Origin of the sequence: Streptomyces sp. NPDC058000, assembly GCF_042886435.1 — a bacterium.
Classification (GTDB): domain Bacteria; phylum Actinomycetota; class Actinomycetes; order Streptomycetales; family Streptomycetaceae; genus Streptomyces.
This window is the reverse complement of sequence record NZ_JBHVQS010000020.1, coordinates 1-24,673: the sequence shown is the minus strand read 5'-3', so window position 1 is coordinate 24,673 and position 24,673 is coordinate 1. Positions and strand designations below refer to the sequence as shown.

17 protein-coding genes and 1 pseudogene are annotated in these 24,673 nt (G+C 70.8%); 1 reads left to right on the top strand and 17 read right to left on the bottom strand.

Annotated features, from left to right (window positions below; genetic code table 11):
• Positions 1-3: 3 nt before the first annotated feature.
• The 17 genes from ACFVT2_RS20570 to ACFVT2_RS20490 all read right to left on the bottom strand — a co-directional run bounded on the left by ACFVT2_RS20570 (position 4) and on the right by ACFVT2_RS20490 (position 23,779).
• Complete coding sequence (locus ACFVT2_RS20570) at positions 4-1,278, bottom strand: DUF4910 domain-containing protein (protein WP_390019724.1); 1,275 nt, start codon at positions 1,276-1,278, stop codon at positions 4-6.
• A complete protein-coding gene (locus ACFVT2_RS20565; RefSeq protein WP_390019721.1) occupies positions 1,275-2,309 on the bottom strand; it encodes an NAD-dependent epimerase/dehydratase family protein in 1,035 nt (344 codons plus the stop codon). The genes ACFVT2_RS20570 and ACFVT2_RS20565 overlap by 4 nt, the downstream gene beginning before the upstream one ends.
• A gap of 3 nt (positions 2,310-2,312) precedes the next feature.
• On the bottom strand, positions 2,313-2,960 hold the full coding sequence (locus ACFVT2_RS20560; RefSeq protein ID WP_390019719.1) for a PIG-L deacetylase family protein: 648 nt from the start codon (positions 2,958-2,960) through the stop codon (positions 2,313-2,315).
• Positions 2,957-3,784, bottom strand: a complete 828-nt coding sequence (locus tag ACFVT2_RS20555; RefSeq protein ID WP_390019716.1) for a glucose-1-phosphate cytidylyltransferase — start codon at positions 3,782-3,784, stop codon at positions 2,957-2,959. Before ACFVT2_RS20555 ends, ACFVT2_RS20560 begins: the two co-directional genes overlap by 4 nt.
• A 13-nt stretch (positions 3,785-3,797) precedes the next feature.
• Positions 3,798-5,081 (bottom strand): class I SAM-dependent methyltransferase, encoded by a 1,284-nt coding sequence (locus ACFVT2_RS20550; protein ID WP_390019713.1) that lies wholly within the window; start codon positions 5,079-5,081, stop codon positions 3,798-3,800.
• Entirely contained in the window at positions 5,078-6,286 is a 1,209-nt protein-coding gene (locus ACFVT2_RS20545; RefSeq protein WP_390019711.1) for a glycosyltransferase, read from the bottom strand. Before ACFVT2_RS20545 ends, ACFVT2_RS20550 begins: the two co-directional genes overlap by 4 nt.
• A gap of 2 nt (positions 6,287-6,288) precedes the next feature.
• Positions 6,289-7,608 (bottom strand): O-antigen ligase domain-containing protein, encoded by a 1,320-nt coding sequence (locus tag ACFVT2_RS20540; protein WP_390019708.1) that lies wholly within the window; start codon positions 7,606-7,608, stop codon positions 6,289-6,291.
• A gap of 1 nt (position 7,609) precedes the next feature.
• A complete protein-coding gene (locus ACFVT2_RS20535; protein WP_390019706.1) occupies positions 7,610-9,148 on the bottom strand; it encodes a right-handed parallel beta-helix repeat-containing protein in 1,539 nt (512 codons plus the stop codon).
• A gap of 8 nt (positions 9,149-9,156) precedes the next feature.
• Positions 9,157-11,127 carry an alginate lyase family protein gene (locus ACFVT2_RS20530; RefSeq protein ID WP_390019703.1) on the bottom strand — a complete coding sequence of 657 codons (1,971 nt, stop codon included), beginning with the start codon at positions 11,125-11,127 and terminating at the stop codon, positions 9,157-9,159.
• Entirely contained in the window at positions 11,124-13,304 is a 2,181-nt protein-coding gene (locus ACFVT2_RS20525; RefSeq protein ID WP_390019701.1) for a bi-domain-containing oxidoreductase, read from the bottom strand. Before ACFVT2_RS20525 ends, ACFVT2_RS20530 begins: the two co-directional genes overlap by 4 nt.
• A 29-nt stretch (positions 13,305-13,333) precedes the next feature.
• Entirely contained in the window at positions 13,334-15,268 is a 1,935-nt protein-coding gene (asnB, locus tag ACFVT2_RS20520; protein ID WP_390019700.1) for an asparagine synthase (glutamine-hydrolyzing), read from the bottom strand.
• Positions 15,269-15,271: 3 nt separating this feature from the next.
• Positions 15,272-16,825, bottom strand: a complete 1,554-nt coding sequence (locus ACFVT2_RS20515) for a Wzz/FepE/Etk N-terminal domain-containing protein (RefSeq protein WP_390019697.1) — start codon at positions 16,823-16,825, stop codon at positions 15,272-15,274.
• Positions 16,822-18,219, bottom strand: a complete 1,398-nt coding sequence (locus ACFVT2_RS20510) for a Wzz/FepE/Etk N-terminal domain-containing protein (RefSeq protein ID WP_390019696.1) — start codon at positions 18,217-18,219, stop codon at positions 16,822-16,824. Before ACFVT2_RS20510 ends, ACFVT2_RS20515 begins: the two co-directional genes overlap by 4 nt.
• Positions 18,216-19,493, bottom strand: a complete 1,278-nt coding sequence (locus ACFVT2_RS20505) for a glycosyltransferase family 4 protein (protein WP_390019694.1) — start codon at positions 19,491-19,493, stop codon at positions 18,216-18,218. The genes ACFVT2_RS20510 and ACFVT2_RS20505 overlap by 4 nt, the downstream gene beginning before the upstream one ends.
• Positions 19,483-20,799, bottom strand: coding sequence for a nucleotide sugar dehydrogenase (locus ACFVT2_RS20500; RefSeq protein ID WP_390019691.1), 1,317 nt, complete (start codon positions 20,797-20,799; stop codon positions 19,483-19,485). Before ACFVT2_RS20500 ends, ACFVT2_RS20505 begins: the two co-directional genes overlap by 11 nt.
• 79 nt (positions 20,800-20,878) lie before the next feature.
• Positions 20,879-22,357: a sugar transferase gene (locus ACFVT2_RS20495; RefSeq protein WP_390019958.1), complete on the bottom strand. Its 1,479-nt coding sequence runs from the start codon at positions 22,355-22,357 to the stop codon at positions 20,879-20,881.
• 666 nt (positions 22,358-23,023) lie between these two features.
• On the bottom strand, positions 23,024-23,779 hold the full coding sequence (locus ACFVT2_RS20490) for a recombinase family protein (RefSeq protein ID WP_390019956.1): 756 nt from the start codon (positions 23,777-23,779) through the stop codon (positions 23,024-23,026).
• 118 nt (positions 23,780-23,897) lie between these two features.
• On the opposite strand from ACFVT2_RS20490, the pseudogene ACFVT2_RS20485 reads away from it, so the two are divergent.
• Positions 23,898-24,608: pseudogene (locus ACFVT2_RS20485) on the top strand (transposase); the annotation flags it as partial.
• Positions 24,609-24,673: the final 65 nt, after the last annotated feature.

Genomic DNA, 24,673 nt, shown 5'->3' with positions numbered 1-24,673 from the left:
GCGTCATGCCTTGATCAGCCCGGCGCCGTACAGGGCGTCGGCCGCGGCGGCGACGGTGTCGAACGGCAGCGCGGACCGTTCGGCGACGTCCAGCAGACTGTGCTCACCGTCGGAGAGGTTGAGCACCCAGAGCATGGCCATCTGGGCCTGCTTGGTGTCGCTGCGGCCGCCGAGCGCGTCGTACAGCCCGCGTCGGCCCAACTGCGGCTCGCCGTAGGGGCTGAGGTTGAGGTACCGCCGGTTGCGGTCCAGGACGGCGAACGCCTCACGGCAGACGGCGAGCGTGTCCGCCATCGCCTCCGGGGAGACGAAGTCCGGATTGTCCGCCGAGGTGTGGTACTCGGGGTAGCCGGCGTACGGGGTCCGGCTGAGCGAGCCCACGCCGAGATCGAACCCGGGCGAACAGTACTGCCGCTCGTCGTAGCCGTAGGGAGTGAACTCGGCGACGTGGTGCGGGCGTTCGGTCGTGGTCAGCACGTGCCGCATCACCCGGTCGATCTCCGCGTCGCCGCGCCTGCTCTGCTTGTACGTCAGCCGGCCCGGGTCGCCGGCGCAGGCCAGCACCAGGCCGTGCTTGACCCGGTCGATATGCTCCGCGTTGCGGGCCAGCCAGGTGATCGCCCCGATGGTGCCGGGCGCGTAGATGAACCGGTAGGTGTAGTACGGCGTCCGCTCCGCCAGCGCCCGGGCCAGGAACGTCGCCACCGCGATGCCGGCCAGGTTGTCGTTGGCCAGCGACGGATGGCAGACGTGGCAGGAGACGATCACCTCGTCCGGGACCTGCCCGGGGACCACGTGCTCGGCATAGGTGAGGTGGCCGTCCGCGAGTGTGGAGTCGATGCGGACCTCGTACTCGCCGTCCGGCAGCGCGTCCAAGGTCTCCTGGGCCAGGCAGAACCCCCATTCCGGCTGGTAGTAGCTGGTGCGGTACGGCACCCAGGCCGGGTGGTCCGGCAGGGTGTGCAGGTGCGCGCGAAGCTCGGCCAGCGGCATGGTCGCCGACACCGGGACGCTGTAGCCGAGCACGTGCAGGCTGGACGCGGCGAAGTCGACGACGCGGCTGCCGGTGGTGTCGGCGATGTACGCGTCCCGGATGTTCCACTCCTGCGGCACCGTCCAGTCGAGCACCTGCGTCCCGGTCGGCACCTCGTGCACCTGCAGCGGGACGTACTCACCGACGATGTCCAGGGTGGCGCGCACACCGTCGCCGGTGATGCTCCGGCACAGCGGGTACAGCCGCTGCACCAGCGCGTGCATCTCTTCGCCGAGCTCGGTCATCGGCGCCGCCGCAGGGTGTCGTCGACGGCACCGGCGTCGGACGCCGCGCGCAGCACGGCCAGCCGGGTGAAGCGTCGCTCGAAGTCCTCCTTTGTAAGCCCGTACTTCCGGTAGGCGTCGGCGAGTTCGAGCGCGCCCTGCTCCACCGTCCACTCGCAGTCGAAGCCGGGGATCGCCGTGCGGAACCGGGAGAAGTCCACCCGGTACGAGCGCGGATCCGCGCCGTTCTCCCCGGTGATCTTCACCTGCGCGCCGGACACCGCCTCGGCGACCTGCTCGGCGATCTCGGCGACCGTGACGTTGTTGGTCTCGCTGCCGATGTTGAACGCCCGGTCGTGCACCGCTTCGCGCGGTGCGACTAGCGCGGCCGCGAAGGCCCGGGCGATATCGGCGGCGTGCACCAGCGGGCGCCAGGGGGTGCCGTCGGAGAGCACCAGTACCTCGCCGGACAGGAGCGCGTGGCCCACCAGGTTGTTCAGCACGATGTCGGCGCGCAGCCGGGGTGAGAAGCCGAAGGCGGTGGCGTTGCGCATGTACACCGGGCTGAAGTCGCCGTCGGACAGCGCGTGCAAGTCGTCCTCCACCCGCACCTTGGACTCCGCGTACGGCGTCACCGGGCGCAGCGGGGCGTCCTCGGTGACCAAGTTCGCCGAGCCGCTGCCGCCGGCGGCGCCGTAGACCGAGCAGGTCGACGCGTACAGGAAGCGCCGCACTCCGGCGTCGCGGGCCAGTCGGGCAAGGCGTACGGACGCGTGGTGGTTGATGTCGTAGGTGAGCTCCGGCGCCAGCGATCCCAACGGGTCGTTGGACAGTGCGGCCAGGTGGATCACGGCGTCCACCCCGGCCACGTGTTCGGTCGTGGTGTCGCGCAGGTCCACCCGGTGCCCCTGCGGGTCCGCGGGCGTCGGGCCAAGGACGCAGTCGGCGAACAGGCCGGCGTCAAGGCCGACGACTTCGTGCCCGGCGGCCGTGAGGACCGGGGCCATTACGGTGCCCAGGTAGCCCTGGTGTCCGGTCAGCAGTACGCGCAAGGTTCATTCCCCCAGGTCGAGAGTGAGTTTGGTGACGGCGAACGCCTCGGCGTAGCGCGCGTGGCATTCGATGCCGCGGATGCGGGCGAGGCCCAGGAATGCCTCCCGGTCGTACCAGGGCCGGTGCCGCTGCGAGGGGTAGTGCTCCTGGAGCAGCCGCACCTTCTGTTCGGCGGTCTCGGGCGACAGTGGCTGGTACGCCGTCGGACGGCCGAGATCGCCGTCCCACTTGACGATCTCGTAGCCGAGCACCAGGTGGTCGCGGAACGCGGTGGGCACCAGCTGCGCCAGGCCGCGGTGGTCCTGGTGCGCGTCATCGGTGCGCGGGGCCAGCACGAGATCCGGTTCGGTCCCCGCGCGCAGCTCCTCGACCGCGGCCTTGGCCTCGTCCCAGTGCACGGGCAGTCGGCCGTCCGGCAACTTGTCCACGGTCAGGTGCAGTTCGGCGCCCGGGCAGAAGGCGGCGAGCGCGGCCTGCTCCTCGTGCTCCCGCTCGCTGCCACCGCCGGAGAGCACCAGCGCGTCGATGCGGATACCCGGCCGCGCGAGGCACATCGTGAGCAGCGTGCCGCCGGCGCCGATGGCGATGTCGTCGCAGTGCGCGCCCACCGCGACGATCCGCTCCAGGCGCTCGGCCCCGAGCCGGATCACGCCCTCGCTCCGGCGCAGTCCCTGCTGCCGGTCGCGCTCGCCCCAGCGCCGCCCCGTTCCCACACGGCCCACGGGCGGTCGCCCCGGGCGTAGGCGGCGTCGAGCGCGGCCCGCTCCTTCACGGTGTCGGTCGGCTTCCAGAAGCCGCGGTGCTGGTGTGCCACCAACCGTCCGCGCTTGGCGAGTTGGGCGCATCCGTCAGCGACCAGGTCCCCGTTCTCCGGTATGTGGTCGAAGACCTCCTGGCGGAGCACGAAGTAGCCGCCGTTCTCCCACAGCGGCAGTTCGCTCACCGCGGTGATGCCCCCTACCAGGCCGTCCTCGCCCAGGTCCACGCAGTGGAACGAGGACTGCGGCGGCACCACCATCATCGACGCACCGGCGTCGCGCCGGGCGAAGGAGTCGATCATCTCCGGCAGGGGAGCGTCGGTGAGCACGTCGGCGTAGTTGGCGAGGAACATCTCGTCGCCGTCCAGATGGTGCCGCACCCGGCGCAGCCGTTCCCCGATCGGCGACTCGACGCCGGTCTGCGCGAACGTGATCGTCCAGGAGGCGATGTCGGTGGACAGCAGCTCGGTCCGCCCGCCCCGCAGCACGAAGTCGTTGGACGTCGTCTCCTCGTAGTTGAGGAAGAAGTTCTTGATGTGGTGCGCCCCGTACCCGAGGCACAGGATGAACTCCGTGTGCCCGAAGTACGCGTAGTAGCGCATGACGTGCCAGATCAGTGGCCGCGGGCCGACCATCGCCATCGGCTTGGGCATGTCGTCGGCGGCTCCGCTGCGCATACGCAGCCCGTAACCGCCGCAGAACAGAACGACCTTCATGCTGTGACCTCTTTCAAGACGCGACCTCGACAATGCTCAGTTCCGGGATGGGAAAGACCAGTCGGCCGCCCCAGTCGTGCACGAAGGACAGTTGCTCGACCAGCTCGGCCCGCAGGTTCCACGGGAGGACGAGGACGTAGTCCGGTTTGTCGGCGGCCATCTGCTCGGGCGGCAGGATCGGGATGCGGGTGCCCGGGGTGAACCTGCCGTGCTTGTAGGGGTTGCGGTCGACGGTGTACGGGAGCAGGTCGGGCCGGATGCCGCAGTGGTTGAGCAGGGTGTTGCCCTTGCCCGGGGCGCCGTAGCCGACGACCGTCTCGCCGCGCTCGGCCGCCTCGACGAGGAACCGCAGGAGGTCCCGGCGCACCTTGGCCACCCGGGCGGAGAACTCGGTGTACCCGGACAGCTCCTGCAGCCCGGCGGCCTTCTCCCGGGCCAGCACGTCGGCCACCTTTCCCCAAGCTCTCGGCTTCGCTTGAGCAGGGGATACCCCATTCGTCGGTTCCCCGGCCACCTCGGCCGGCCGGGCCCACAGCCGGATGGAGCCGCCGTGCGTGGGCAGCAACTCGACGTCCACGAGCGCGAGTCCACCGCTCGCCAGCGCCCGGGTCGCGGACGCGACCGTGTAGTACTGGAAGTGCTCGTGGTAGATCGTGTCGTACTGGTTCTCCTCGATCAGCGTCAGCAGGTGCTGTACCTCGATGGAGACCCAGCCGTCGTCGGCGACCAGGGCGCGCAGCCCCTGGGTGAACCCGACCACGTCGGGGATGTGCGCGTAGACGTTGTTGGCCACGACCAGGTCCGCCGGGCCGTGCTCGGCGCGGACGGCCGAGCCGGTGTCCGGGGCCAGGAACTCCGTGAGCGTGGGCACGCCCGCGTCCCGCGCCGCGGCGCCGACGTTCACCGACGGCTCGATGCCCAGGCAGCGGATCCCCCGGTCCACCAAGTGCCTCAGCAGATAACCGTCGTTGCTCGCGACCTCGACCACGAAGGCTTCCTTCTCCACGGAGTCGAGAGCGAGGCGCTGCACGGCGTCGGCGACGAACGTGCGCGCGTGCTCCACCCAGGACGTCGAGTAGGAGGAGAAGTACGCGTACTGAGTGAACGTCTCCTCCGGCGTGATCAGCGGAGGGATCTGCGCCAGCCAGCAGTCGGTGCAGACCCGCAGGTGCAGCGGGTACGCCGGCTCCGCCTCGTCCAGTTGGTCCGCGGCGAGAAAGCTCTCACATGGTGGCGTCGCCCCAAGATCGACGACGCTCGCCATCGCTTCCGAGCCGCAGAGTCGGCATCGTGTCATCTACATCCCCCCATTGATTCCGCCCGCCCCGCGATCGCGGTGCGGTACGCATCCACCAGGCGTTCAAGGCCGACGGCCGGGCTGAAACCCCGCTCGTAACGGCGCCGGGCCGCCCGGCCCATCTCCCGGTTGCGAGCCGGCTCGGCCGCGATCCGGCGTATGCAGGACGCGAGCGCGGCGGGCTCGCCCGGCCGGTGCAGCAGCCCGGTCACCCCGTCCTCGACGAGTTCGACGAAGGCGCCGTGACCGGCGGCGACGGTCGGGACCCCCGCCGCCATCGCCTCGACGACCACCAGGCCGAACGCCTCCAGCCACGTCGAGGGAGCCACCACGGCGACCGAGCGCGCGATGGCCTGGCGGCACTGAGCCGTGTCGTACAGGCCGACGTACCGCACGTCGTCCCGGGCCTCCGCCCAGGCGGTCACCTCTCGCTCCAGCGGCCCCGTGCCGGCGATCACGAGTGGCACGCCCACCCCGCCGCTCGCCGCGATCTCGTCCCACGCGGCCATGAGCAGCCGCACGCCCTTGGCCTCCGCGAGCCGGCCGAGATAGAGCAGATGCTCGCCGGCGCCCGATCGGCGGACGTCCGGTTCGGGCACGAAGTTGTGCTTCACCGCCAGCCGCTCGGCCGGCATGCCGGCCCGCACCAGGACGTCGCGCTGCGCCGCGGAGATGCAGAAGAACCGCTCCACGCCGGACCACCACCGTCGCCGGTTGACCGACAGGCTGACCGCGAGCGGCACCGTCGCAAGGCGGGAGCCCCGGTAGCAGCCGTGCCGGACGGCGGGCAGCGGCGCCGACCCGACGCACTCGGTGCACGGTCGGCCGTCCCGCTGCAGCGTGCCGGGCGGGCAGACCTGGGTGTAGTTGTGCAGCGTGGCGACGGCGGGCACGTCGGCGTCGGCGCAGGCGGCCAGCACCGCCGGCGACAGGAGCGGGAAGACGTTGTGGACGTGCACCACGTCCGGCCGCTCGGCACGGAGCCGGGCGGCGAGTTCCGCGCGGACCGCCGGGTTCCACGGCACCAGCAGCGGCACCGCGGCCTTGCCCAGCAGGGACCGGGCGGCGATGTCGTCGCTGCGCCGCTCGAACACCTCGACCCGGTGGCCGGCCGCGCGCAACAGCTCCACCTCCTGGTCGACGACCTTGTTCTCCCCGCTCGGCTGCGCCGAGGCGTAGCGGTTGTGCACCACGAGGACGTGCATGTTCAGGCCACCTCCGATCTCTGGGCCCATCGCGGGATGCGTCGGCGAGGAACTTCGGGCATCGGGACGTGCGTGACCGCGGCAGGTGCCGCAAGCAGCGAGGCGGCGACCGCCAGATGCAGCAGATACGGCGAGGCGTCGCCCAGCCCGGCCTCGGTGTACGACGCGATCGCGCAGTAGCTGATCAGGAAGATCGCGCAGGCCCTCGGCAGCGACGGTGGCCGCAGCAACGCGACGCCGCCCAGCACGAGGATGATCGCCGCCACGAGGGCGATGCCGATCAGACCCTGCTCGTTGTAGACGGCCAGCCAGCTGTTGTCGATCGGCAGCCCGCCGAACGACTTGTCGCCCAGGCCCACGCCGAACATCTGCTCCGAGGTCGTCCGGGGCGCTGCCAGCAGGGCGTCCCAGACCTTGGCCCGACCGGTGAGATTGGAGAAGTTCTCCTGGCTCTGCCCGCGCAGGAACCACGTCTGCAGCGCGGAGTTGAACGCCAGCGCGGCCACCGCGGCGCACAGCACCGCCCAGGTGAAGAACCGGCGGGCGGCGGCGCTGGTCAGGATGAGCGAGCCGATCGCCAACGCCAACCCGATGAACAGGCCGAGCGTGGCCGTCCGGGTATGGGTCAACGCGAGCAGGACGAGTGACGGCACGATGACGACCGCCGCCCCGGCCCGGTCGGTCCGGCGACCCAGTACGAGCAGCACGGTGAGCCCGATGATCACCGCGGCGTACTGTCCGATCTGCGGCGGGGTGAGCGGCCACAGCGCGCCGACCAGGCGCCCGCCGTAGAGGTCGGGCATGGCCGCACCCGGTGAGGCGACCAGGCCGGCGGCCACCGACCCGAGCACCGCGAAGTACATCCGGATGTGGTGCCGGACGAACGTCGGGCCGCCGTCCCACCAGCGGCCGAGCAGCCACAGCGTGCCGACGAAGAGAGCCAGCCGGGCGCAGCGGAACAGCGCGCCGAACCCGGACTCCAGGCGCGCACTGGAGATCACGCTCGACACCAGCAGCAGGGTGAGCAGGAACAAGAAGGCGCTGGGTCGGATGCGCAGCCGGACATTGAGCGCGAGCGCCAGCGCGAACGCGGCGACCAGCGCGCCCATGGTGACCAACTGGATGAGGGAGCGGGGCAGCGGAACAATGGTCTGCGCTCCGGCGGAGCCGAGCGTGTTGAGGACCAGCAACCCCCAGACGATCCCGACGGTCTTCGGCGTGCCGGCAGGGCGCGGTGCTGCGCCGGGCTGCGTTCCCGCAGTGTTCGTGCCAGAGGTGCCCGATCCGCCCGGCAGCCCGTCGCGCGTCAGGTCCCCGCCCATCTCAACCACCGGCCTGTGGGTCGAGGGTGCTGCCCGCGTCCTGCTGGTACGGCGTGCTCTGCCACTGCCCGGAGTCGAGCACCTGGCTGGGATCGTGGGCGACGAATTTCCACGGTCCGAGGTAGACGTTGTCGTGCCAGCGGTTGTGCTGCTTGCTGGTGATCGCCTCGGCCACCCGTTCGCCCTTGTACGGGGACCAGTCCGGATAGGTGCCGTAGTTGGCCAGCACCGCCATGCGGTCGCATTTCGCCGTGCACTTGACGACGGACTTGTCCAGCACGAAGCGGTTGCCGTGGATGTCCACCCGCTGGGTCTTCCACCGGCAGTCGGCGTAGAGCGGGGCGCTGGCGATCGCCGGCTTCGCGCAGCGGTCGGTGTCCCGCACCAGCAAGGTGCAGACACCGGAGGAGGTGTTGGCCGGGCTGTTGCAGAACCGGTCGGCGTTTTCCCACAGGGTGATCCCGGACCAGTTGTTCTCCAGCACGTTCCGGTAGATCTCGATCTTGTCGGTGCGGGCTCGGATCCGTGGTTCGCCACCGGACTCGGACAGGTAGACGGTCGCGAACGGGAAGTTGTCGCCGCGGTCGGCCGCCTTGCGGCCCTCGACCCAGTTGTTCCGCCGGATCGTGTTGTTCCGGATGACCGCGTTGTAGCTGGTCTCGTAGATCAGGGCGGCGCCGTCGTTGGCCTCGATCACGTTGTTCTCGATGCGGAAGTCATTGTTGTTGGTGTCCGCCCACAACCCTGTTCCGCGGTTGTCGTGCACCCAGTTGCCGCGTACGTCGGCGCCGTTGACGGCCCAGAACTTCACGCCTCCGGTGCAGCCGCAGCCCGGCCGCCGCCGCTCCCAGTCGCCGGTGTTGTTGCCCACGATCTCGTTGCCCTCGACCACCAGGTCGCTGACCCGGCCGCCGTTCGTGTAGGCGTTCATGCCGTACTGCCCGTTGTCGCGCAGGCAGTTGGCGCGGACCCGCTGGTGGGCACCGGCCATCAGCCCGGCCCCGGAGTTGTTCCGGATCGTCGCGTGCTCGATCACCCACCCGTCGGCCGAGTCATGGTTGACCACGCCCTCGTTCTGCGGCGCGACGAAACGCTGCACGGTCAGGTAGCGGATGGTGACGTTGCGGGCGGTACCGCCGAACGCGTACTGGTTCTTCTCCCGGCCGTCGAGCACCGCGCCCGGCGCACCGAGGTAGTGGTCCCCCTCCTTGGGGACGACCTGGGCGTAGCGATCCGGGTCGAGCCTGTGCTTGCCCGGTCGAAGCCAGAACGTGGTGTTCGGGGGGTTGATCTTGGTCTTCGCTGCCAGGTCACCGACCGCCGCGGGGTCGACCGGCACCGCGCCCGCCGGTGCCTTCGTCGGCCCGGCCGCGGGCTCGGCGCACACCCGAGCCACGGCCGTGGACAGCGCCCCGGACGTGGTTGGCGCAGCGGTCGGCTCTGCCCGGGCGCCTTGCGTGCTCTCACAGCCGGTCGCCGCCAGCAGGGCCAGCGCCAGCGGTGCCGCCGCCGACGCCCAGTGCCGCCTGTTGATCCCCACGCGCCCCCCTAGCCGCGGAACCTGAGCACGGTGGTGAACTCCCCCGACGGCGCAGTGCCGTCGGCGAAGCCGGTGCCGACCAACGTGGTGGTGGGTTCCTTGCGCCCGAAGCCGGCGGAGTACCAGCCCAGCGGCGGGTCACTCTCGCCCCGATGCGCCCGCCAGCTCAGCTGCCCGGGCAGGTCGAGCACCGCGGAGCGCCCCTCGCCGTCGAGGGTCCAGGTGAGCACCGCCCGGTTGTCCGCCAGGTCCGCGGCGATCGCCGGGCCGAGATGGAACGCCAGGTGCACGGCCCGGCGCGGGCCGCGCACCTCGTCGAGCACCTTCAACTCCTGTCTTTCGGGCGTCAGTTCCACCCGGCGGCGGTGCACGGAGCCCTGGTAGCCGTCGTGCTCGCCGCACCAGCGGGCCGTCCCCCCGTTGGAGGCGTCGGATGCGTCCGCGGCCAGGACGCGGCTCCTGGCCTGCCGGGTCCACAGGAACGGGCCGCCGGAGACGGACTGGTCGGTGCCGTCCAGTTGCAGCGTGTTGTGGCCGAGGGTCGACCGGAAGTACTGCCGCCACTCGGGCTGCCCGTGGTAGCAGAACGTCCCCGGGTCGGCGAGCACGTCGACCCCGTCGTGCCGGACCTCCACGGACAGCGCGTCCGCGTGGGCATGCGCGGCGATGGACAGGAAGCCGTGCGGACCACCGTCGCAGCGGCACCAGATCTCCGCCGGACCGCGCAGGATGGTCATCCCCGCGTCGGCGAAATGGGCCGGTCGGCGCGTCGGGCGGGTCACGTCCCTTACGTCAGATCTGATCAGCGCGGCCAGCAGCGGGGTGCGCACATCGGTGCCGGTCACCGTCGGCCACCAGGCGAGCCGACCGAACACGGCGTCCCCGGTGGCCAGCAGCGAGGCCCAGCGGTCGGTGCCCGCGCCGTCCACGACCAGACCGTGCCCGTCGTCCGCGTCCCCCTGGCGCGGCGGCCGTAACCGGCTGTCCACGACGGCCGCGAGCGCGTCGGTCATCCGCAGCAGCACCAGCCGGATCGACGCGGGGACCGGCCTGCTCGCGGCATCGGCCTCGGCCACCGCGGCCAGGCCGAGCTCCAGCACGAGTCCGTGGTACTCGGTCGCCAGTTCGCGGTTGAGGCCGGAGGCGAAGGTGTTGCTGCGCAGGTGCCGCTCCAGCGACCGCAGTGCGCCTGCCTGCCAACGCGCCGAGGAGGGGAACCATCCGAACGCGCAGGCCGCGGCGAACTGCCCGGCGGCCTCGGCGATGACGTGGTTGTTCGCCGAAGACCCCCGGCTGGGGAAGGCGGCCAGCCAGCGCTGGTGGTGCCAGATCTGGTTCAGCGCCACCGGGTTGCCCTCGAACAGCCCGACCGCGCCCGGCCAGCCGTCGAGCAGCCGGCGGATCCACACCCAGGACAGCAGCCGGATGCCCAGCTCGATGCCGCTGATCCAGTGCACGCCGCGCAGCGGTGGGTTCGCCGCCCACCACGACCGCAGGTGCTCGGCCACCCGCTCGGCGTACCGCTCGTTCCCGGTGATCGCGTAGGCGGCGGCGAGCACGGTGAGGTGCTGATGCCGGGACAGTTCCCAGATCTGCTTGATGTCCCCGACCGCGTCCTCGTTCCGGTACGGCACGTCGAAGGCGTAGCCGCACGGAGCCCGGCGCCCGGTCTTCGGGTCGTACCACCAGTCCGGGTCGGCCAGGTCGTCGCGGTCCACCCCGAAGTACTCGGCGTGCCCGTACATCAGCCGGTCCGCTTCGGCGACGAGACGTTTCGCGGCGTCCGGTGGTATCGCGGCGATCGTCCCGGCGGGCAGTACCGCGGTGAACCGGGCGCCGGTGACGCTCGGACAGTGGGGCCGCGCCGACCGCCACCGCCGCCTGCGCACCGCGTCGCCCACCCGGCCGCCGACCTCCGCCGGTCCCATCCGGGACAGCCGCCGCAGGTACCAGCCCGCACTCCCCGAGCTCACAGTCATCGCGCCCTCGCCAACGTCACCGGCGCGCCGCCGGCCAGGCCGGCCTGCACGGCGAGGGTGGCCGCCGTGGTGGCGACCAGCGACTCCAGCGGTACCGGCATCGGCTCGCCGGTCCGCACGGCCTTGATGAACGCGGCCAGTTCGGCGGACTGGCCCTTGTCCCGGGCCTTGGGCAGCCGCGAACTGACCCACCGCTTGCCGGTGTACACCGAGGCACGGACGAAGTCGTCGAGCCGCAGCACCTTGCCGTCCGCGACCAGGTCGAGGGTCTCCTTGGGGAAGCCGGGCGCGCCGGTGGTGACGTAGCTGATGGTGGCCGTGGACTCGTCCGGGTAGCGCAGCACAGCCTGGATGTCACTGCCGCCCTCGTTGCCGGACGTGGCGACCGCGTACACCGAGACCGGGTCGGCCGCGAGCAGCCAGCTCGCCGTGTCGACGAAGTGCCCGCCCTCGCCGGCGAACCGCGAGCCCTCGGTGCCCTGTTGGAGGTACCAGCTGCCGTGCTGCAGCCGGCCCGCGTTGACCAGGTAGCGGAGGCTCGCCGGACCGGAACGGGCGCCGAACCGCTTCCTGGCCTCGTTCAGCAGCGGCGCGAACCGGCGGTTGAACCCCACCTGCAGCCGGTCGTTGCCGGACTCCTCCACCGCCGCGAGCACGCCGGCCAGCTCGTCCTCGGTGAGCGCCAACGGCTTCTCCACGAACACCGCCTTGCCGGCCAGCAGCGCTCTCCGGGTCAGTTCGGCGTGCGAGCTGTGGCGGGTGACCACGAACACCGCGTCGACGGACTTGTCGCCGAGCACGGCGTCGAGGTCGGTGGTCGCCTCGGCGAAGCCGAACTTCCGCTGCGCGTTGGCCGCGGACAGCGCCGTCGTGGTGACGACGGTCGACAACTCGACGCCGTCGCGCTGTGCCAGGTGCGGCAGCAGCATCGACGTCGCGTAGTTTCCCGCGCCGACGAACGCAAGGCGCACCGGTGTCCTGGCAGCCCGGGCCGGACTCCGCTTCACGTTCACCGCGGGCACGGCCACCGCCGGAGCCTCCGCTTCCGCCGCGTGTCCGGAGTACCGGAACAGCACAGCCACGGCCTTCAGGTCGCCGTCCTTCAGCCGCTGGTACGTCTCGACGGCGTCATCGAAGTCGGCCACGTGGGAGACCAGGGGCTCCACGTCGACGCGGCCGCGGGCGACGAGATCGAGGAAGCACGCCAGGTTGCGGCGCTCGGTCCAGCGCACGTAGCCGATCGGATAGTCCCGCCCCTCCAGCTCGTACTCCGGGTCGTAGCGCCCGGGGCCGTAACTGCGGGAGAACCGGACGTCGAGCTCCTTCTCGTAGTACGCGTTCCACGGCAGGTCCAGGCGGCACTTGCCGATGTCGACGACCCGGCCGCGGTCCCGGCAGAGCCGGGCGGCCAGCTCGACGGGTTGGTTGCTGCCGCCGCCGGCGGCCAGGTACACCTGGTCCACGCCGTGGCCGCCGGTCAGCTCGGCGACTGCGGCTTCCACGGCCGTGGACGCGGGATCGCCGCAGGCCGCGGCCCCCAGGCGCTCGGCCAGCTCGCAGCGCGCCGGGTCGGGGTCGACGCCGACGACGCGGACTCCCGAGGCGCCGAGGAGTTGCACCACCAACTGGCCGATCAGGCCGAGGCCGATGACCAGCGCCACGTCGCCGAGCTGCGGCTCGCCGCGGCGGACGCCCTGCATCGCGATCGACCCGACGGTGCCGAAGGCCGCGTGCCGTGGCGCGAGGCCGTCCGGCACCCGGGCGTAGAGGTTCCTCGGCACCCAGTTCAGCTCGGCGTGCAACGCGTGCTCGTTGCCGGCGCAGGCCACGAGGTCGCCGACCTTCACCTCGTCGATCCCGGTGCCGACCTGCTCGACCACCCCGCACAGCGAGTAGCCCAGCGGCGTGTAGGAGTCCAGCTTGCCCATCACCTTGCGGTAGGTGGCGGGCACCCCGTTGGTGGCCACGCTCTGCATGACCTTGGCCACCTGGTCCGGCCGGGAGCGGGCCTTGCCCAGCATCGACATGCCGGCCTCGGACACCTTCATGAGCTCGGTCCCGGTGGATATCAGCGAGTAGGCGCTGCGGACCAGCACACCGCCCGGCTTGCACCCCGGCACCGGCACGTCGAGCACCGCCAGCTCGCCGCTCTTGTAGTTCTGCACAACCTGTTTCACCCGAAGTCCCCTTGATTCTCATCCGTCTTCTACGCCGTCGAGCGAGTGCTCCGGCCGGACCCGGAGGTCGCGCCGCGATACCAGTACTCAAGAGTCAGCACATGCCACAGATGCTTGGAGAAGTCCCGCTGCCCGGCGGCGTCCTCGGCGACCATGCGCACCAGGGCATCGCGGCGCAGGAGCCCGGAGTTGACGAGCACGCCGTCGTGCACCACCTCGCGCACCAGCGGTGCCAGATCCCGGCTCATCCAGGCCCGCAGCGGGGCGCTGAACAGGCCCTTGGGCCGGTAGACGATCTCCCGGGGCAGGATCGAGGTGGCCGCCTCCTTGAGGACGGCCTTGCCCTGCCGCCCGACGATCTTGCGATCGCCGGGCACGGCGAACGCCGCCTTGACCACCTCGACGTCCACGTACGGCACCCGCACCTCCATCGACGCGGCCATGCTCGACCGGTCCGTGTACGCGAGGTTCAGGCCCGGCAGGAACATCCGGGCGTCGCCCAGGCACATGCGGTTGACGAAGTCGTCGAGGTCGTTGTCCTGATAGATGTCCGCATGCTCGGTGAGCACGTCCTCGACCGTCCCGGCCAGGTCCGGATCGAGCAGGGCGAGCAGCTCGTCCTGGTCGTACATCGTGTAGCTGCGCCGGAACGCGGTCTCCTCGGGCAGATCGGCGAAGGAGAGGAACCGCTTCGCGAAGCGCACCGACCGGTACCCCCGGCGGGCCGTGGCGACCGGCAGTCGGTCCACGGCCCGGGACAGGCCGTGCCGCAGCGGTCGCGGGACGCGCTGGTAGCGCAGTGCGATCAGGTTGGCCAGGTGCTTGCGGTACCCGGCGAACAGCTCGTCGGCGCCCATCCCCGAGAGCATCACCTTGACCCCGGCCTCCCGGGCGGCCGAGCAGATCAGGAACGTGTTGATCGCGGCGGGGTCGCCGATCGGCTCGTCCAGGTGGTACGTCATCTGCGGCAGCAGGTCGAGCACGTTCGGAGCGATCTCGATCTCGTGCAGGTCGACGCCGAACCGCTCGGCCACCTGCCGGGCGTAGCGCAGGTCGTCCGGCATCGCCTCGAACTTGGCGTCCTCGGCGCGGAATCCGATCGTGTACGCGGAGATCCCGGGTCGGTCGCGGGCTGCCAGCGCGGTCAGGTAGCTGGAGTCGAGGCCGCCGGAGAGGAAGGTCGCCACGGGTACGTCGGAGAGCAGGTGGCGCCGGGTCGACTCCTCGACGACGGCAGCGACATCCGGCCGCTCGCCGGATCGGGCCCGCTCCCGGCCCTCGGCGGCGACGTCCCGAAGGTGCCAGAACCGGCCGCGCTCCACCCGGCCGTCGGGCCGGCACCTCAGCCAGCTCCCCGGCGGCAGCTTCTCCGCTTCGCGGAACGCGCACCGTGAGTCCGGCACCCAGTAGTACAGCAGCGAGGCCACCAGCGCCGCATGGTCCACCTGCAGCGACCCGCCGGTCGCGGCGGCGAGCGCCTTGAGCTCGGAGGCGAACGCCAGGCCCGCACCGCGCCGGAGCAGGAACAGCGGCTTGATGCCCAACTGGTCGCGGGCGAGCACCAGTTCACCTGTCCGCTCGTCGAAGATCCCGAACGCGAACATGCCGCGCAGCCGGGGCAGGCAGTCCGTGCCCCAGCGCCGCCACGCCTCAAGGACCACCTCGGTGTCGGAGGTACCGCGGAAGCGCACCCCGGCGGCTGCCAGCTCGGCACGCAGTTCGGGCGCGTTGTACAGCTCGCCGTTGTACGTCAGGGCGAGGCCGCCCGAGACCATCGGCTGGGCGCCGGTCCCGGACAGGTCGAGGACGGCCAACCGGCGGTGCCCGAGGTGCACTTCGCCGTCACCGACGGCGTGGCTGTACCGGCCCGCCCCGTCCGGACCGCGGTGGGCGAGGGTATCGGTGAGCCGGTCGGTCACGACCTTCCCGTCCGGCCATCGGTAAGTCCCTGCGATGCCACACATGTCCTACCGAGCCTCCTGGTCGTTGTCCGGTACCTGCGCGGCCCACAACGGTTGCCGCTCCGTCCGCCGCCGGCCCTCCCCCACTGCCTTGACGGCGTGGGAGGTACCCCCATCGTTCTGCCGGGCCGGCCGCTCGTTCCGGCCGCGCAGCGCGGTCTGCAGCCCGTCCCACAGCGTGCCGTCGGTCCGGTCCCGCGGATCGGGGTCGATCAGCACCACACCGATCACCGCAATGCGCTGGTCCGCGAGCTGTCGCGCCACGGTGTGCAACCATGCGGCGCTGCCGTGCCCGGCACGCACGACAAGCACGGTCCGAGCGCCGAGGTACTGGAGGTCGGTCCACGCGGTGCCGGGCGCGACCGAGCCGACGCCGAACCGGCGCTCCTCATGCGACGCGGCCGCGGCACGCTCGCCGCTGACCACGGTCGGGCCTCCTGGCTTCTGGCGGCGTCCCGCGAGCTGCACGCCGGGCAGACCATCGATGATCACCACTGGCCCGTCCGGTGCCAGGGCCCCGGCGAGGTCCAGAGCGATCACCTTCGTGCTGGGCGCACAGCCCAGTTCCAGCAGCGACACCGGTTCCGCGGAGCCGCGCACGGTGCGGGCCAGGGACACGATGAGCCGTTCGCGGGCGGCCCGGATCCGTCGGCGCTGCCACAGCCGGCCCGGTCGGCGGGGCAGCTCCGCGATGACCGAGGCCCCCAGGTTCGCCGCGATGTCCCGGCGCAACACGGGGCGGTCCGCCACCACCACGCCGACAGCGGCCAGCGCGAGCCCCAGTACGAGTCCGAGGACGAGCCCGATCGCGGCGTTGGTGACAGCGGCCTTGGGCAGGGAGCATTGCACCGCGCGCGGGGCGTCCACGATCTGCGTGCCGGCGATGACCCGGGGCGTGCCGGTGCGCGCCTCCTCGGCGCGCTGGTCGAAATCGGCGATCCGCGAGTTGAGCTCGGCCCGGCGGGCGAAGCGCGACTCGATGCTCGCGGACTCCTTCGGATCGCTGTTCGGCGATCGGTCTCCGATCGCCTTGTTGACCTGGGCGAGCTCGTCCCGCAAGCGGTCGCGCTGGTCGTCCAGGGCCTTGGCCTCGGCCTTCGCGGCATCCCACATCCGCCGCACATGGTCCGCGACGAATGCATCGGCCAGCGCCTTGGCGCGGGCCACCGCTTCCGCGTCGCTGCCGCCTGTCACGTCGATCTGCAGCAGGTTGTTGGTCAAGCCGGTACCCCGGTAGTCCCGCATGAAGTCCGCCGGTTTTTCCGGGGACTTCAGGGACTGCAGGGCCTTGTCGGCGATCTGGGTGGTCCCCAGCAGCGCGACGTCGGTGCGGATCAGCGTTCCGGGATCGTTCGGCTGGTCCTCCTGATGCGCCACCAGCACCTTGGTCACCGCGGTCGGCGGCGTCGGCAGCAGGACCGCCACCGCCGTGCCGACGAGCAGCCCCAGCAGCGCCATGGAGCACCAGAGGCGGCGCCGCCTCCGCACCGCCACCACCAGCGCCTGCACGTCCAGCAGCGGAGCTGAGGCCGACGACTCCGATGTCGCACTCGTCGTCACGCGGAACCTCCCGTCGCGTGGCCGCGGACCGCGAGCGCCAGAGTGGCGTCATCCGGTGGGCGGCCGGGAGACCGTGCCGGACCGGCCCGGACCGTGTCAGCGACAACGATGCCGACGACCTCGTGCCTGGCGTCCGCACACGCCTCGGCGATGCCGGTGAGCTCCCCTGCGGTCCAGCTGCCCGCGCTGAGGACGACCAGGGCACCGGACTCGTTGTCGCGGTCCGGCACCATCGGCCGGTCCACCGAAACTCCCACCACCCGCAGCATGGGGTCTCCGCTGCTCGACGAGCTTGCGGAAGGATCGCTCTCGGCCTCGGCGACGAGCTGCCCGGCGGCTCGGCGGGCGATCTCGTCGTCGTCCGGGACGACGACCAACAGCCGCCGGGGGGCCGGTAGTTGGTCCCGGAGGCGGGCGCACACCCGCCGGTAGCGGAGCTGCCTGCCGGTCTCGTCGCCGGACGTCTGCGGGGTGGGTATGTCCCACCGGACGTCGATGCCCAGGAGCCGGCGGATCCGGGCCCGCGGGCCACGGCCTTCCAGCCGGTGCGCGGGCCGTTCATCAGGTACGTCGACGGTACCCAGCAGCGCCGAGCCCAGCGCCGCGGCGATCTCCGGTTCGGCGCGCAGCCGGCGACTCATCCGTGCGGCGGCGAGATGGCCGATGACCGCGAGCAGGAAGAACAGCAGCGCCCCGGCGACGATGAGCTGCGTTCTCGTCGGCGGTGCCTCGCCGGCCGGCCGGGCCGCCGGCCCCATGACCACCATGTTGGCCTTGTTGGCGGCCGGGGCGGCCTGGTCCAGCTTGTTGACGGCCTCCTGCAGCGCGGTGCGCAGCTTCGCGAGCTCGGTGCGGGTCTGCACGCTCTCCACGGTCCGCCCCGGATCGGCCGCATCAGCCAGCTCGGTGATGCGGCGACTGGTCTGCACCACCATCTGCCGCAGTGCCTCGGGCCGGGCCGCCGCTTCGGGGTCGGTGTTGTCGCCTACGATCCGTGCGGCGAATGTGACGAACTGCTGAACCATCCGGTCGGAGAGTTGCTGTGCGCGCTCCGGGGTGTCGGCCGTGCCCGAGATCGTGATGATGTTCCCGTCGGCGGCCTTGGCGCTCACCCGGTCCCGCAGCTCGCGGCCGCTGACCCCGGGCCAGCCGAGCGTGGCAGCCGCGCGGTCGACCACCGTCGAACTGGTCGCGATATCCACCTGGGTCAGCAACTCGCGCTCCTCCCACTGCCCCGGCAGCAGTACCGATGCCGACGCCGTGTAACTCGGCGGAAAAAGCAGCGAGGTGCCGTAGCCGACGAGCGCACCCACCACGGCGAGGACGGTGAGAAGCCGCCAGCGCCGACGGATGATCCGCCCGATCGTGACCAGGCGTATCGTGTCATCGCTCAACGGCGGGACCTCTTCCCTGCCCGGTACGGGGCGCCCGCCGACACCGGAGTGTCACGGCAGGCAGCGGCGTAGGCGGCGAGCAGCGACGCCTGCGAGTGCCGCCAGGAGAGCTGCCCGCTGATCCGCTCCTGGCCGATCTCGCCCATCCGGGCCCGCTTCTCCGGGTCGTCCAGCAGTAGCGCGATGAGCTCGGCGAATGCGGCCTCGTCGTTGGCGGGCGCGTAGACGGCGGCGTCACCGGCGGAGACGCGCGCCTCCCGGAGGTCGAACGAGACGATGGGCCGGCCCATCGCCATGTACTCCAGGACCTTGTTCATGGTCGACACGTCGTTGAGCGGATTGCGCGGGTCGGGGGAGAGGCACACGTCCGCGGTGGACAGGTAGCGCACCAGGTCGGCGTCCGGAATGCGCCCGGTGAACTCCACCTGCTCGAAGAGCCCGAGCCGCCGGGACAGTTCCCCCATCGCGTCGAAGGCATCGCCGCCGCCGACGAACACCGCGTGCCAGTCGGTCCGCCCGAGCTCGTCGCGCAGCTTCGCGAGGGCCCGCAAGGCGTAGTCGACGCCGTCCTGCGGGCCCATGACGCCCAGGTAGCACAGCAGATGAGGCTTGCCGCGCTTCAACTCCGGCTCGGGTGGCACCGGTTGGAACCGGTCGACGGCAGGCGCGCTGCGCACGACGAAGACGTCCGCCGGCCGCTTGCCGCCACGGCGCACCGCGACGTCCCGGTAGCTCTCGTTCGTGGCGAGCACGACGTCCGCGGCCCGGTAGGTCAGCCGTTCCAGCGCGCACACGGCGCGGTAGAGCAGATCTTCGCCGCGGTCGAACCGGGAGAGGTACAGCTCGGGTACCAGGTCGTGCTGGTCGAAGACGAACCGCGCGCCGCGCCGCTTCAGCCACCGTGCCGGCAGGAACAGCAGGTCGGGCGGGTTGCAGGCGTGGACCACGTCGACCGGGCCGACCTTGTGGGCCAGCCGGGCCGTATGCCACAACGCCGATCCGTACTCCCGCAGGTAGCCGGCCGGTCCTCCGGTGGCCGCGCGCAACGGGTAGCGGTGGATCCGCACCCCGTCGATCTCCGCCTCCCGCTCCGTGTCCCGCTTCTCCCCGCGGGGACAGACGACGTGGACCTCCCAGCCCGCATCACGCAGCGTCGTGCACTCCTGCCACACCCGCCGGTCGAACGGCACCGACAGGTTCTCCACCAGGATCAGCGCGCGCCGGGCCGCCCCGTCGCCACTGGCCGTGTCACCGAACGATGTGTCACCAAGCAAGGCCCATGTACCCCGGTTCGGCCCGGCGCGCCTCGGCGTCGGGAAGGCGGATGAGGTCGACGATCACCGGGCCGCCGCCATGGGGCAGCGCCGACAGCACGGCCGGATCCCTGGTCCCGACCAGGCACACCTCGGCGTGTTCGAGCACCTCGTCGACGGAGTCCGCGAGCAGCTGCGCGAGGTGCGGCAGCCGGGTCTCGATGTACTCGCGGTTCGCGCCGAGCAGCCGGGAGAGGCTCACGTTGGCGTCGTGGATCCGCAGGTCGTAACCCTTGCCGAAGAGCATCTCCGCCAGTTCGACGAGCGGGCTCTCGCGGAGGTCGTCGGTGCCGGGTTTGAAGGACAGCCCGAACAGGCCCACCCGGCGCTTGCCGGTGCGCTCGACCAGGTCCACCGCGCGCTGCAGATGGTCGGAGTTGGAGGGCAGCACGTGGGCGAGGATGGGAACCGAGACGTCGGCCCGCTGTGCCGCGTGGACCAGGCTGCGCAAGTCCTTGGGCAGGCAGGAGCCACCGAAGGCGAAGCCGGGCCGCAGGTAGGCGGGGCTGATGTTCAGCTTGCGATCGGCCAGGAACACGTCCATCACCTGGTGCGAGTCCACCCCGAGTGCCTGGCACACCGCGCCCAGCTCGTTCGCAAAGCCGATCTTGAGGCCGTGGAACGCGTTGTCCGCGTATTTGATCGCCTCGGCCGTCGGGATCGGCACCCGGAACACCTCGCCGGGCAAACCGTCGTACAGCGCGGTCACCGCATCGCCGCTTGCCGGGTCGAGCTCGCCGATGACGGTCTTGGGCGGGTCGAAGAAGTCCCGCACGCTCGTGCCCTCGCGCAGGAACTCCGGGTTGACCGCGACCCCGATGTCCACCCCGGCCGTGCCGCCGACGTACTTCTCCAGGATCGGTACCAGTAGGTTCAGGCAGGTGCCCGGGAGCATGGTGCTGCGGAACACGACGGTGTGCCGCCCGCTGCGATCCGCCAGCGCGGCGCCGATCTGCTCGGTGACCCGCTCCAAGTACGTGGTGCACAGACTGCCGTTGGGCTCCGACGGCGTGCCCACGCAGACCAGCGACACCTCGCTGCCCATGATCGCCTCGCGGACGTCGCCGGTGGCGCGCAACGCTCCGGTCCGCACGACCTCGGCGACGAGCTCGCCGATCCGCTCCTCGACCACCGGGGCCTTGCCGTCGTTGACCAGGTCGACCTTCACCTGGTTCACGTCCACCCCGATGACCTCGTGACCCATGCTGGCCAGGCACGCGGCCGACACGCAGCCCACGTAGCCGAGCCCCAAGACGCTTATTCGCATGACTCGTTCCTCCCCCCAGGCAGGCCCCTTCGGCCTGCGGTCCGTACGCCGGCCGTACGACGTCGCCGCCCCCCGCGCATCAGTAGGCCCCCTGCCCTTGGAGCACCGCACGCAGCGTCTTCCACAAGATCACTGTGTCGAGGGCGAGCGACCAGTCCTCCACGTACCGCAGGTCCAGGCGGACGGCCTCCTCCCACGGCAGGTCGCTGCGCCCGCTGATCTGCCACAGGCCGGTGAGCCCAGGCTTGACCAGCAGCCGCCGCCGGATGTCCGGGCCGTACGCGGCGGACTCCTCCGGCAGCGGAGGCCGCGGACCGACGAGCGACATCGATCCGGTCAACACGTTGAAGAGTTGCGGGAGTTCGTCGATCGAGTACCGGCGCAGCACCGTTCCCACCCGGGTCACCCGCGGATCCCGGCGGACCTTGAACAGCAGGCCGGCGCCCTCGTTGAGGGCGGCCAGCTCGGCACGTGCCCGGTGCGCCCCGGCGACCATGGTGCGGAACTTGAGAATGGTGAACTCGCGGCCGTCCTTGCCGACCCTGCGCTGGCGGTAGAACGCCCCGCCCCGACTGTCCACCAGTACGAGCAGTCCGACGAGCACCATCAGTGGCGCGAACAGCATCAGCAGAATCGCCGCGCCCATCCGATCGACGACCTCCTTGACTGCCCGGCGCCCCCCGGTGAAGGTCGGCATGCTGACCCGCAACAGCGGGATCCCGAGCACCGCGTCGACGTGCAGCCTTGGGCCGGCCACTTCCATCAGCACGGGGGCCACGACCATCTCGGCATCGCTGCCTTCGAGGTTCCAGGCCAGCCGCTGCAGCCGGTCCGGTGACCAGTGCGGGTCCGGTGTGACCGCGACGACACGGTAGCCGTCGCGGTGGACGTGGCCCGCGACGTCCGCCAGTCTGCCGACGACCGGCACTCCGTCCAGCTGGTCGCCGTCGAGCCCGAGACCGTCCGTCGTGCACACCGCATCCACCCGCCAGCCGAGGTGCGGGAACTTGCGGGTTCGGGTGATCAGGTCGCGCACGGTGGCCAGGCTCCCGGCAGCGAGCACCGGTCGCAGGCACCGTCCTTCCTTCCGCTGTCTGTGCAGCCAGAGGCGCAGCAGATACCGCGCGGTCATGGTGATGAACGCGATCGCGGGGATCGCGACGAATATCCAGAGCTTGATGTTGCGCGAGGCGAGGGCGATCCCGCCGAGCGCCAGTACGACGGTCGCCGTGAACAGTGAGCGGCCGAGCCGGCGGAATTCCTCGGCGCCCTGGCCGAGCACGGCCGGAGCCCACGACCGGCTCACCGCAAGCGCCCCCAGCACCAGCAACTCGGTGCAGAATGCGAGAATTCCCCACTTCTCATGCCAGTTGGCCGCGTCCCGGGCCCCGAAGAACTCGCCGATCGCCGCCACCACGAAGGCGGTGGCCACGGTATCGCTGGTGATCACGGTACGGCGGTACCGCTGCTCCCAGTCAGTTGCGGGCTGGCTGATTGCCCCGTTCATCGGACGCCCGCGCGCCGATAGCAACGGGCTGACCAATTCCCCCTGCTGCACAGACCCCCCCAGGTCGTCAGTGGGCTCGACGTATTCGCTCCACACGGTTCCTCCCCCCGGGAGGCCCCCGCCCCCCGCGCATGACATCCCGCCTGTTGCAGCGCTACTTGAACACCCCGCCCAGGCGGCCGCGGACTCGCATGTCTTGCCAGGCTTTCGAGGTGCGCGGGAACCCGCCGAAACCTCGGGCTCCCCACACCCAAGGCCCCCCTCTCGGGTTCCAAGAACTGATCACCCCCACGTCTGGCGCCGGGGACGCGACTGCTGGCTGCCCGTAGCGCCGGACCTAAAGATCACGATTTGTCGCCTCGTGTCATGTGAAGCAGGGTCAATGTAGACCATCGGAGCCCGCCTGAAGAGGGGAATGTGTGCAACTTGTGCTCAAACTTTGGAGCTGAATCCATCAAGTGATCACCACCTGCGGTGCCTTGACGACGAAGACGTACCTTGTGACCTGTGATGACGGGAGTTCTCCGGGCGCCGGCACCGGCAACCCCGAGGCGTCCCGGAACTGCCAACTGGGCCGCGCCTATTGGTGCTTCGGCAGGATCCGACTCGGGTGAGGTTCCGGCCACCGGTCGTGCAGGTGCCGGTCCGGCACCGCAGCAGGCCCTGCGGGGCATCGAGGACTTGGTAGAGGGCCAGGCCGGTGTACAGGCATTCGGATCAAGCCTGTGGATGGCGGGAAAGGCATGGACGAGAGTGACGTGGTGGTGCCAGCCGCGCCAACTGAGGCCCTCGAAGTGGCCCAGGCCCACGCTCTGTTTCAGCTCCCGACAGTCGTGCTCGATGCTGTCCTCGCGCCAGGAGATCTCGACGAACTCTGCCTCGAACACGCGGAGTTCGGCCAGCGCCCGGTGCCGGCCGCGACAGTGCGGCAGGGTGGACGGCCCCAGGCCGCCGTACTCCGGCAGGTGGGGCGCCGCGCCGACGGGCTGGGCGGTCCCCTTGGGCTCGACCGCCACCGGGTAGGACAGCCCCGCACCTCCCCTCGGAGTTGAACGCCTTGGCGATGCTGTACGTGGATTCGCCGGCCAGGAAGTCCTGGAAGGTACGGGTGCCGAGGTCGGCCTCATCGGGAATCAGCTGCCCCTTGCGCTCTCCCTTACGCACCCATCCGTAGGCGATCCGACCCTGGACCTGACCGTTCTGGGCAGCGGAGAGGTGTTGGCGGGCAACGCGGCGTGCGGTGTCCTCGGAGGACTTGAGCGCCATCACGCACATCGTGCGGGCCATGCGACGGACGCTGTCGTTGATCAGGTTCATCCGCCCGCCGGTGACTCCGGTCACCGGACGCTTGACGTACTCGACGATGGCGATGAGGTCTTCGAGGTCCTGTGGCTGACGCACGAGACGGTCGAGGTCGTAGAAGATCACGCCGAGAGCCAGGTCGGCGAGCAACTGACGGAACTCGGGCCGCAGAACGACCTAGTCGATCGTGCCGTCGGGCCTGGTGATCTTGCGCTTCTTGGACGCGGAGGTGTCGTTCTCCCGGTAGACCTTGACTGTGAGCGTTCACGTAATTCCCCACGATCACCGGGTTGACGTGGTCCGCCTGCGTCCGTGGGACGACGAGATCGCCGTCACCGCCGGACAGGCCCGGGAGGTCGTCCAGCGCCTGCTGGCGGCTGGGCAGTGGCAGACCGGTGACCTGTCAGTCCTGATCGTCGTCGATGCCGGCTACGACGTGACCCGCCTGGCTCTTCTCCTCGCCGATCTGCCAGTTGAACTGCTGGGCCGGATGCGTTCGGACCGCGTCCTGTACTTCCCGCCCCCGCCGCAGCCGGCAGGCAAGCGAGGGCGCAAGCCCAAGTACGGGGAGGAGTTCAAGTTCGAGGACCCCAACACCTGGCCCGCCCCGGCCCCCGACACCACGCACTATGGACAGGCCGAAGCCTCTGCCTGGGACCGGCTGCACCCGCTGCTGGTCCGGCGCTCGGCCTGGACCGAATACCCCGAAGCCCGGCTGCCAGTCATCGAAGGCACAGTCATCCGTCTTCGCGTTGAACACCTGCGCGGAGACCACAACCCCAGGCCGGTCTGGCTGTGGTGGTCCGGCACCAGCGCAACGGCCAGGGATGTCGATCGACTCTGGCAAGGGTTCCTGCGCAGATTCGATCTTGAACATGCCTTCAGGATGATCAAGCAGACACTGGGCTGGACTGTTCCCAAACTCCGCGAGCCCGCAGCCGCCGATCGCTGGACATGGCTTGTCGTCGCTCAATGCCACGAAGTTAAGCGGCCGTTGGCGGTGTCAAGCGGTTCGGGGAAGTTGATGTAGAAGAGCGGGGCCCCGCGTAGGACGGATGTCGACCA